General features: G+C 58.3%; 10 protein-coding genes. 8 read left to right on the top strand and 2 right to left on the bottom strand.

What is annotated here, in order from left to right; all coding sequences use genetic code 11:
* The first annotated feature begins 35 nt into the window (after window positions 1–35).
* The 8 genes from ACFXN1_RS46780 to ACFXN1_RS46815 all read left to right on the top strand — a co-directional run bounded on the left by ACFXN1_RS46780 (window position 36) and on the right by ACFXN1_RS46815 (window position 7,434).
* Window positions 36–485 (top strand): thioesterase family protein, encoded by a 450-nt coding sequence (locus ACFXN1_RS46780; protein ID WP_379444299.1) that lies wholly within the window; start codon window positions 36–38, stop codon window positions 483–485.
* A gap of 86 nt (window positions 486–571) precedes the next feature.
* The gene (locus ACFXN1_RS46785; protein ID WP_379463993.1) at window positions 572–1,918 is read left to right on the top strand and encodes a cytochrome P450; all 1,347 of its coding nucleotides are present in this window, start codon (window positions 572–574) and stop codon (window positions 1,916–1,918) included.
* A gap of 192 nt (window positions 1,919–2,110) precedes the next feature.
* Window positions 2,111–2,305 carry a ferredoxin gene (locus ACFXN1_RS46790; protein WP_379444300.1) on the top strand — a complete coding sequence of 65 codons (195 nt, stop codon included), beginning with the start codon at window positions 2,111–2,113 and terminating at the stop codon, window positions 2,303–2,305.
* On the top strand, window positions 2,302–3,483 hold the full coding sequence (locus ACFXN1_RS46795; protein WP_379444291.1) for an NAD(P)/FAD-dependent oxidoreductase: 1,182 nt from the start codon (window positions 2,302–2,304) through the stop codon (window positions 3,481–3,483). Before ACFXN1_RS46790 ends, ACFXN1_RS46795 begins: the two co-directional genes overlap by 4 nt.
* A 204-nt stretch (window positions 3,484–3,687) precedes the next feature.
* Entirely contained in the window at window positions 3,688–4,479 is a 792-nt protein-coding gene (locus ACFXN1_RS46800) for an SDR family oxidoreductase (protein ID WP_379444292.1), read from the top strand.
* A gap of 47 nt (window positions 4,480–4,526) precedes the next feature.
* Window positions 4,527–5,081, top strand: a complete 555-nt coding sequence (locus tag ACFXN1_RS46805) for an HD domain-containing protein (RefSeq protein ID WP_379444293.1) — start codon at window positions 4,527–4,529, stop codon at window positions 5,079–5,081.
* Window positions 5,082–5,127: 46 nt separating this feature from the next.
* The gene (locus ACFXN1_RS46810; protein ID WP_379444295.1) at window positions 5,128–6,024 is read left to right on the top strand and encodes a CmcJ/NvfI family oxidoreductase; all 897 of its coding nucleotides are present in this window, start codon (window positions 5,128–5,130) and stop codon (window positions 6,022–6,024) included.
* Window positions 6,025–6,228: 204 nt separating this feature from the next.
* Window positions 6,229–7,434, top strand: coding sequence for a M24 family metallopeptidase (locus ACFXN1_RS46815; protein ID WP_379444296.1), 1,206 nt, complete (start codon window positions 6,229–6,231; stop codon window positions 7,432–7,434).
* A 295-nt stretch (window positions 7,435–7,729) separates the two neighbouring features.
* Here the strand turns inward: ACFXN1_RS46815 and ACFXN1_RS46820 are convergent, their stop codons facing one another.
* Together ACFXN1_RS46820 and ACFXN1_RS46825 are read right to left on the bottom strand one after the other, a co-directional pair.
* Window positions 7,730–7,978: a group II intron maturase-specific domain-containing protein gene (locus ACFXN1_RS46820; protein ID WP_379444297.1), complete on the bottom strand. Its 249-nt coding sequence runs from the start codon at window positions 7,976–7,978 to the stop codon at window positions 7,730–7,732.
* Window positions 7,975–8,310, bottom strand: coding sequence for a reverse transcriptase domain-containing protein (locus ACFXN1_RS46825; protein ID WP_379444301.1), 336 nt, complete (start codon window positions 8,308–8,310; stop codon window positions 7,975–7,977). Before ACFXN1_RS46825 ends, ACFXN1_RS46820 begins: the two co-directional genes overlap by 4 nt.
* Window positions 8,311–8,437 lie beyond the last annotated feature (127 nt).

The raw sequence follows: 8,437 nt of genomic DNA on the forward strand, positions 1-8,437 counted from the left end.
AGCTTGTGGAGATTGATAGCCGCAGCCTGCTGCGGATGCCGCGGCGGCAGATACCTTCCGACTGGCTAGATGGTAACGGACACGTAAATGAGAGCCGCTATCTCCAGCTCTTTAGTGAAGCCACTGGCGTCCTTGAACGCTATATCGGAATCGACGCCGATCATCGCTGTAACATCGGTAGTTACTTCACAGTTGAGACGCACTTGTTCCATCTTCGGGAACTTTGTGTGGGCGAGTGGGTCGAAGTAGTCACGCAAATCCTTGGGACCGACGAAAAGCGCCTTCACCTTTTCCATGTGCTCACGCGCGACGGTGATGAGAAGCCGGCAGCCATGGGCGAACAGATGCTGCTTCATGTAAACGCGCGCAGCCGTCGAAGTGGACCAGTGCCGGAGCATATCCGTGAAGGCCTCCTTATGCTGGCACGACTGCACGCGAATCTGCCACGTCCTGCGCAGGCGGGCGCCAGTATCGGACTGCGCTGAGCTCGTGGTACGTACTTGTGAATCTCTTTACGCCGAGGTCATTTATTAGCCTCGTGCACAGCGACGACGATGAAAGGAATACGACTATGGCGACTTCGCCGTTTTCTGAGGCCGGAAAGACCGAACCTATGGGGCTGCCTACTGTTCGCCAGTGCCCCTTCGATCCGCCGGTTGAACTAGGCAAGTTGCGAAACAGTCAACCACTGAGTCGGTTTCGCTTTCCAGATGGACACGTGGGTTGGCTGGTAACGAGTCATGAGCTAGGTCGTGCCGTCTTGGGTGACTCGCGTTTCAGCTACTTCCCTGCTGGTCCGGCAAGCGTGGATCCGGATCTGCATGCTGAACAGCTTTACGATTCAATCCAGCGTGACGCTTCCTTTCCGGACGCTGTCCGTGACAGTGTAAATCGCTATTGGCTGGACGGTCGGATTTCTGACGCTTTCCGGGACCCCGAGGTGGTGCAGGCACTCCATGAGAATCCGCTAAGCGACCCCCCCTTCGCCACTCTCATGGATGCCCCCGGGCACACTCGGTTGCGACGATTGCTCGCTGGCCAATTCAGTGTGCGCCGCGTCGGTGATTATCAGTCACGTATCGAACAGATCGTCGAGGACCGCCTGGACGCTATGGAAGAACTCGGTGCCCCCGTCGACCTAGTCGAGATATTCGCTCAGCCGATACCCTCACTGGTGACATGCGCACTATACGGCGTGCCGGAAAGCGAACGTGAAACTTTCGAGCGGCTCGGTGCGGTCAGGCATATTCCAGGCGCCACTGTCACCGATGTCCTGGAGGCAAACGAGGCGTTTCGTGCTTTCACTAGTGAGCTAGTCCAGCGCAAGCGAGCACATCCAGGTGATGATTTGCTAAGCACGTTGGTTCGCAGCGGTGAGCTGACGGATGACCAACTTGTTAGCGTCGCGATCCTGTTGGTGCGAGCGGGAAACGGAACGACTGCCCTGGCTCTTACGTTCGCTGTAGCCACACTTCTGCAGGACCGCGATCGGTGGCAATCGCTCAGGAGCGAATCAAGCCCGATTAGTCGCACGGTAGAAGAGCTGCTCCGATACACCACAATTGCCCCAGCATCCGATGTGCGAACCGCGTTGGAGGATGTGGAGCTCGGTGGCGTGGTGATCAAGGCATTCGAGTCAGTCGTCGTCTCGTATTCGGCCGCCAATCGCGACCCGCAGATGTTCGCTGAGCCGGACCGTGTCGACTTTGCTCGCCAACCTGCGCAAAACCTCACCTTTGGGTACGGCGTCCACCAGTGTCTCGGACAGCACCTGGCGCGGCTGGAGCTGCAGGTTGCGTTACGGGGCCTGGCTCGCCGGTACCCCACCCTTGAGCTTGCCGTGCCGGCGACAGATATTCCTTGGCACCGCGGTGATCGCCAAACATATGGACCGCAACGGCTTTTGGTGACCTGGTGAGGTAATTGCTGGTAACAGTTCGCATGTTGTTGGAATCGCGGGCCACAGCGTGCATCCTCACCAACCCGGGGCAGCTCCCCGCGAGGGCATGACGGTACGTCGACCTCGACATGACCAACGGCCTGGTTGCCAGCGACCGACGCTGCAGCCCATAACGACACAAATAGCTAAATTGGAATGGAGATGATGACCATGCGTATCGAAATTGATGAGGATAAATGTGTGGGGGGCGGTCATTGTGTAGCAGCCGCAGCGGCGGTCTTCGACCAGCGCGACGAGGACGGCGTCGTCGTGTTGCTCGACGAGACGCCGCGTGCTGAATTGCACGGGGCTGTACGGGAAGCCGCTACTCTGTGTCCTGCGGCGGCGATTCGGATCCTCGAGTGACTCAGCGTCTCGACCGGATCGCAATCGTGGGTGCATCCGTGGCGGGGGCGACGGCGGCAGAGACACTGCGTCGACGCGGGTTCGATGGAGTGATCAGCCTGATCGGAGACGAGAAGCATCTTCCGTATGACCGGCCGCCGCTGTCCAAACAGATCCTCACCGGTGGATGGGATGCAAGCCGCATCACCTTTCGGGATCACGCCGCACTCGACGACCTTGGAGTCGATCTGTGGTTGGGCAGCCGTGCGAAGGCGTTGAACCTGAACGAGCACACCGTGGCGCTCGATGACGGTGTACATGTGACTTACGACGGGCTGATCATCGCAACCGGAATAGTGCCACGCCGTTTGTCTACCGGGCACGAACTAGCAGGGGTGCATGTCCTACGAAACGTCGAAGATGCACTCCGCCTGCGCGCGGATATGCGCCCAGGGGCGCGCCTGGTAGTGATCGGTGCTGGTTTTCTCGGCTGTGAGGTCGCCGCCGCGGGTCGGCAGGCCGGTCTGGAGGTTTGCATCGTTGACCCGCTACCTGTGCCGATGGCGAGGCAGCTTGGTGACGACATCGGTCGCCACGTTGCCAATCTGCACCGCGAGCACGGAGTGGACTTCCGGTGTGGTTTCCCGGTTCGGCGACTGCTCGGTCACGGTAGCGTGACTGGTGTGGAGCTGGCGACCGGTGTAGTCCTTGACGCCGACGTCGTTCTTGTCGCGATCGGCTCAACGCCAGCGACCGACTGGCTGGCGAACAGCGGCCTCAGGCTCGATGACGGCGTAGTCTGCGACGCGACGTGTCGTGCCGCACCGGACGTTTACGCCGCCGGAGATGTCGCTCGTTGGTGGCACGAAACTTTGGGCACCCATGTGAGGGTTGAGCACCGTATGAACGCCACGGAGCAAGCAATTGCCGCGGCCACCAACCTGCTCGGAGCCAATACGCCCTTTAAACCAGTTCCCTACTTCTGGACCGACCAATATGATACAAAGATCCAAGCTTATGGGTCATTCTCGTCGAATTCCAATGTAGCGATCGTCCATGGCGACCCCGACGAAAATCGATTCATCGCGCACTACGTCGACGACAACCGCATTACGGGCGTCCTTGCGTGGAACATGCCGAAGAAGTTGCGCTCCGAATGCGTGAATCTCGGACAGCCCGCCATGGGCGTGTCGGTATAGGAGCGACTATCAGGCCAGCAGGAGGCCGCCGACTAATTGCGACATTTCTCACCGCCACACTGGAGGGTGGAGGACTTGAGAGTTATTCGAGACCGCCGGACGACGACTCTTCGCCAGTAAACAATAGCCACGAGGGCAACAGCTTCGATTTATCGCGGGGCTTCGGCAGCGCCCGAACCCCGCACCCACTATCCAGGAGAACCCATGACCGACCACAGCCTGCGTGAGACCAACTCCATTGACGTGACGACGCCCCGCAAGGTCGCGTTGGTGACAGGAGGAGGGTCGGGCATCGGCCGTGCAGCCGCCCTAACTCTAGCCGGCAACGGCTATCACGTTGTGATCACCGGACGCACGAAGCAGGCTCTCGTCGAAACTGCAGCCATCGCGGAGCCCGGGACGGTGGAGCCAGTCGTGTGCGACGTGACACGGGGCAGCACGGTGGCCGAACTGTTCGAGCACATCAAGAACCACCACGGGCGACTCGACTTGCTCTTCAACAATGCGGGCATCGGAGGTCCGGGTGTGCCAGTAGAAGACATGACCGAGGAGCAATGGCGGGCCGTAGTCGACACCAACCTCACTGGCTCGTTCCTCTGCGCACAAGCAGCGTTCCGATTGATGAAGGCTCAACAGCCGCAAGGGGGGAGAATCATCAACAACGGGTCGGTCTCGGCGGCCCTGCCGCGGCCGCACTCGGTGCCGTATACCGCGACGAAACACGCGATCACAGGACTGACCAAGGCGCTGTCACTGGATGGGCGTGCCTACAACATCGCGTGCGGGCAGATCGACGTCGGAAACGCGGCGACTGATATGGCCACCGCGATGCAGCGGGGCATCCTGCAGGCCGACGGGAGCACTAAAATTGAACCCACGATGAGTGTCCAGCATGTTGCCGACGCGGTTCTGCAGATGGCCTCGCTGCCACTGGAAGCCAACGTCCTGTTCATGACGATCATGGCGACCGCGATGCCGTTGATCGGTCGCGGCTAGCGGACCGCTGCGCGGACGTAAATACTTCGATCAAAATTGGAGGACAGATGACTTATACCCGTATGGACGAAATGACCGCTGAGGACCTCAGCTTTGATATGCAGCGGCCTCGATTGGCTGTCAGCAAGTTCGTACTTGAGCAGCTGGAGCTCCTCAAGCAGGAACAGCCTACTGCAGCCGGCGTCGACCGGTACACGCACTCGCTGCAGACTGCGAGCCGAGCCCTACACGATGGCGCCGACGAAGAAACCGTGGTCTGCGCACTTCTCCACGATGTTGGAGACACTTTGGCACCTAATAATCATGCCGAAATGGCCGCAGCGATACTCCGACCGTTTGTCAGCGAACGAAATTATTGGGTCATCAAGTACCACGACCTGTTTCAGGGCTACTATTTCTACCACATGCTCGGTAAAGACAGGATGCTTCGTGACGCCTATCGTGACAGCCCGCACTTCAAGGCCTGTGTCAGGTTTTGTGAGCGATGGGACCAGCGTTCGTTCGATCCCGCATATCCCACCGAAAGTCTGAACAGGTTTCTGCCGATGGTTCGCGACCTATTCGACCGCACCCCAAAGGATCTTGCTATGCTCCGTGACTGATTGGCATTTATTCGATAAGCATTACTTACACGTAAGGGAAAGAACCATGGCAAACGTAAACGTGGCTTCGCCAGCTGAACGAGTAAACCGTGATAACCTGAAGCAGGTGCAGGGCCATATTGCATTCGCTCGGCGCACTCCGGATGAGGAAGCTCCAGAGTGTGCGGGAGGTAGTGGTTACGATATAGCCTTCGTCGATTATGATGTCCCCATTCGCGACGCTCGTCCAATCGTCGACGAGCTCTCCCTTGATAGGGAAGGCTTCATTCTCGTTCCGCACCCGATGCCCTGCGGAGAAGAGCGTGATCCAGATGTTCTGAAGAGGAATTACCTGAAAGAGATGGTCCCCTTCGTTAAAGAATACTTCAACGCATCGTGGGTGACGACCACTGACCTAGGCGGTGTGAATATCCGCTCTATTGGTGGCAGCTCCTTCGGCTCGTCTCCCGCAACGGATGGAAATCAGGGAGAAAAGGGACGAAACCTGGTTAGGAACTTTGGGGCCGGGTACGCCCATTGTGACTTCTCGCCGGTGGCCGCGCCTGTGGTTGCGGCTCGCGATAACCAGCTGCAAGGAAACGAGATCCGTTCCTATTCGCGATTGTTGATAATTCAAACATGGCGTGTTCTTTCTCCGCCTCCGCAGGATTTGCCTCTCACCCTCTGTGACAGCTCCACTATTTCAGATGGTGATCTCCTCGATGTGTCGCAGAATAAATACGGTACCACTGGTAGGGTATGGATTCCTCACTTCAATAACTCTCAACGGTGGTACTATTTCCCCAATATGACTCAAGACGAGTTCATTATGTTCAAAGGCTACGATTCCGACGCCCACTATCGGCCAAATTCCGCTCATTCGGCTTTTGATAACCGTCGCGCCTACCCCAATGCAATTCCCCGTGAGAGCATTGAGACGCGATTCTGTGTCTACTATGAATAAGTAACGGCGACCGACTCTCAAGGGATCGGCTCTGGCTGGATGGTCCGGTGACAATTTCGGCTATCTTCGCGGTGGCTAGTAGAGCTGGAACTGCAAGTCTGCCGCCGACGCGGCCCGGCTGTCTGGGCGGCTGCGTTCGACGGGGCGGGGCTATCTATATACACCCGGTTTACAAAAGTTTTTATCCATCAGGAGGTAGCGTCCTTGACCATCACCACCGCTCAAGTCGTGAGCGACATCGCTGAGTCGATGCCAACGCACGTGTATTTCTCAAGCCCTGAATATGCCGATCGGAGACTTCGTGTTCAGGGCGCAATGGCTCAGCGCGGCATCGACTGTTTGCTGATTACGCGCGGTGAGGACCAATACTGGCTTTCGGGTTTCGACTCAAGCGCCGCATCGGTCTTTCATGTATTGTTTTTCACCAGTGATGGCCAAATCTTGCATCTGTCACGGTCGGCTGATCTCGCAAATATTGCATTCACCTCACAATGTCGTGACGTGCGTGTTTTCGATGAGTCCTATGGCAATAGCAGGGGCGAAGCCATCAAGGATGTATTGAGGCACTTCGTTCTAGCGGGTAAACGAGTCGGTGTCGAGTCTGACAGTTTGGGCATGCCGCTAGCGCTTTATACGGAATTGCGCGGTTTGCTCGATGGTTGGTGTGAAATAGTTGACAGCTCCGAACTAATTCGTGAGCTGAGACGTGTCAAAAGCGTTGAGGAGCTCCAGTATCTTCGCCGCGCTGGCGAAATCTTGAATCAAGCATCCCAAGCGGCCATCGACCTCACTCGGCCGGGGGTCTTCGAAGGGGACCTGATGGGGGAATTCCAGCGAGTCGTATCTTCTGCCGACGGTGAGACGTTCGCAGGGTTTCCCCTGGGTGCGGGCGGCCGCGCGCTCTTGGTGCGCCGAGTCGCCGGGCGCGGGTACGTTAGTGAGAACGATCAGGTCTTGTTTGAACCCGCTGCGTCGTATCGGCACTACTGCGCCGCATCTATGTTCACCGTCCTAACCGGGCCTGTGATTGACCCGCGGTACTTCTCAATGCACGCCGCGTGTCTAGAGGCGCTTCATCGTGTCCAAGACACCATCAAGCCCGGAAATACCTTTGGGGACCTCTACTCGGCGCACCGCGCGACCGTCGCTGAGCATGGATACAATCATGCAGCACTGAATGCGTGTGGGTACTCAATGGGTGCCGTATGGACGACGGGAACGTGGATGGAACCGCCGATGATTGCTGCGAACGTTCCGCTGGTGCTTGAGGAGCGGATGACCATCTTTACACATATGATTCTGACCGATCGGTCTGCGGGTTTGGCGATGTCGCTTGGGGAGACTGTAGAGGTCGGGCCAGATGGGCCGATCGCCATCTCGACGGTGCCATGCGAGCCGATTATTAAGTGAGCGACACCTCGGCCGAGGCCGCTGCGTAGCAGGTGGCGACTGATACAGCTTGCCGAGGGCAGGCCAATCCCTGCGCCAAGATGGTATTCCAAGGAGTTCGGTATAGGCGCGGTCCACGTCGCCTCGTTTTAGCAACGCGCAGGACCTGACCACCCGCAAGATTGACAGCCCTTAATGGTGTGGCAATGCGCGTGCCGCGGTAGCGATATCGCCGCACTTGCATCGTCGCCGAGTTGTAAAGGACCAGTGTGTCCTCGCGGATTCGATCGGCCCCGTAGTAGCGGCGCCGGATCTGTTACCAGGTCAGGTGCGGATGTTTGCGGCGAATCCAGTAGATGACCCGCCACCAGGCGTAATAGCCCAGGTAGGAGAAGGTCTTCTTGGATGCGCCGTAGCGGAAGTAGGCCGCCCAACCCCGCAGGATCGGGTTGATCTTCCGCAGCAGCCACCCCAGCCGCAGCGAGGTCGTCGCCGGCCCTGTGGCCTGCTTGATCTTTCGCATCACCCCGGCCAATGCCTGTTTGGACGGGATGGTGCGTATCACCCTGCGGCCGTTGCCCTGCCGCCACCGCTGGATGCGAAACCGAGGAACACGAAACCGTTGGCCACGTGGGTGATATGCGTCTTCTCCACGGCCAGCTTCAGCCCTTGACCGGCCAGCAGTTCAGCGGTGGTGGTCCGCAGGTGTTCTGCCTGCGCCCGGGTTCCGTGCACCATGATCACGAAATCATCCGAGTACCGGATGAGCCGATAGGTAGCGATTCCCTTGAAACGCAGGTAGTTACGCTGTCCACGATAGTTCGACGTCGCCGCCCAGGCCGCCTCGAAAGGCTCGTCCAGTGCGGACAACGCGAGGTTGGCGAACAACGGGGAAATAGCTCCTCCTTATGAACAGTGCCGGGTTATGCGCCAATGCCGTTAACTTACGCGCCGATGTAGCAGGATCTCGGCAGGCTCTGGGTGATTGATGTTCTTGTGCTGCACTGTTTTTCGCGGGAATTTG

This window comes from Nocardia sp. NPDC059154, assembly GCF_042755705.1.
GTDB lineage: Bacteria > Actinomycetota > Actinomycetes > Mycobacteriales > Mycobacteriaceae > Nocardia.

Excerpts from the sequence above, each read along its gene's own strand:
- ACFXN1_RS46785 (WP_379463993.1), top strand. The coding sequence starts at position 572 with ATGGCGACTTCGCCGTTTTCTGAGGCCGGAAAGACCGAACCTATGGGG.
- ACFXN1_RS46810 (WP_379444295.1), top strand. The coding sequence starts at position 5,128 with ATGGCAAACGTAAACGTGGCTTCGCCAGCTGAACGAGTAAACCGTGAT.
- ACFXN1_RS46805 (WP_379444293.1), top strand. The coding sequence starts at position 4,527 with ATGACTTATACCCGTATGGACGAAATGACCGCTGAGGACCTCAGCTTT.
- ACFXN1_RS46800 (WP_379444292.1), top strand. The coding sequence starts at position 3,688 with ATGACCGACCACAGCCTGCGTGAGACCAACTCCATTGACGTGACGACG.
- ACFXN1_RS46790 (WP_379444300.1), top strand. The coding sequence starts at position 2,111 with ATGCGTATCGAAATTGATGAGGATAAATGTGTGGGGGGCGGTCATTGT.
- ACFXN1_RS46780 (WP_379444299.1), top strand. The coding sequence starts at position 36 with ATGCCGCGGCGGCAGATACCTTCCGACTGGCTAGATGGTAACGGACAC.